Origin of the sequence: Neokomagataea thailandica NBRC 106555, assembly GCF_001598495.1 — a bacterium.
GTDB lineage: Bacteria > Pseudomonadota > Alphaproteobacteria > Acetobacterales > Acetobacteraceae > Gluconobacter > Gluconobacter thailandicus_A.
In genome coordinates this window covers 1-829 of record NZ_BCZB01000077.1, presented here as the reverse complement: position 1 = coordinate 829, position 829 = coordinate 1, and the positions used below count along the sequence as shown (strand labels likewise).

At 51.1% G+C, this 829-nt stretch carries 1 protein-coding gene; it reads left to right on the top strand.

Going from position 1 to position 829, the window contains the following annotated elements; translation table 11 throughout:
- Positions 1-61 precede the first annotated feature (61 nt).
- Positions 62-769, top strand: a complete 708-nt coding sequence (locus NTH01S_RS11475; RefSeq protein ID WP_068173787.1) for an IS6 family transposase — start codon at positions 62-64, stop codon at positions 767-769.
- Positions 770-829: the final 60 nt, after the last annotated feature.

Below are 829 nucleotides of genomic sequence, written 5' to 3'. Positions count from 1 at the left end.
CCCTGTTGCAAAGTTTGATTTCTTGCCTGAAACCGTATTGGTTTTGAGGTGGAGCAAGCGGATGAGTGATTTCAAGGGGCGTCATTTTCGTGGTGAGGTGATCTTATGGGCGGTGCGTTGGTATTGTCGCTACGGGATTAGCTATCGCGACCTTGAAACCATGCTGGCCGAGCGGGGCGTGAGCGTTGATCATTCAACGATTTACCGCTGGGTTCAGCGCTATGCGCCGGAGATGGAAAAGCGCCTGCGCTGGTATTGGAAGCGCCCAGGCTTTTCCAGCAGCTGGCGGGTTGATGAGACCTATATCAAGGTCAAAGGGAAATGGACCTATCTGTACCGGGCTGTCGGCAAGGGGGGTGATACGATTGATTTTTTCCTCTCACAGACCCGGAACGCCAAGGCTGCAAAACGCTTTCTGGGCAAAGCTTTGAACGGCCTGAGGGAGTGGGAGAAGCCTGAGACAATCAACACGGATAAAGCCCCAACCTACGGCATAGCAATCAACGAACTCAAGAAGAATGGAAAGCTTCCCGACACGGTGAAACACCGTCAGGTGAAGTATCTGAACAACGTGATTGAGGCCGATCACGACAAGCTGAAACAACTGATTAAACCGGTCCGTGGCTTCAAAAGCCTCAAAACTGCTTATGCGACGATCAAAGGCTTCGAGGTCATGCGTGCCTTGAAAAAGGGGCAAGCTGAACTCTTCCAATTCCAAGAGGGTATCATGGGAGAAGTGCGTCTCATCGAAAGACAATTCAGCTTCTAAATCGTTCGAAAATCAAAACAAACGGGGCCCAGGCGACCCAAACTGAACTTTGCAACAGGG

What these genes read in the sequence shown, in the direction of transcription:
- NTH01S_RS11475 (WP_068173787.1), top strand. Translation starts at nt 62, where the DNA reads ATGAGTGATTTCAAGGGGCGTCATTTTCGTGGTGAGGTGATCTTATGG.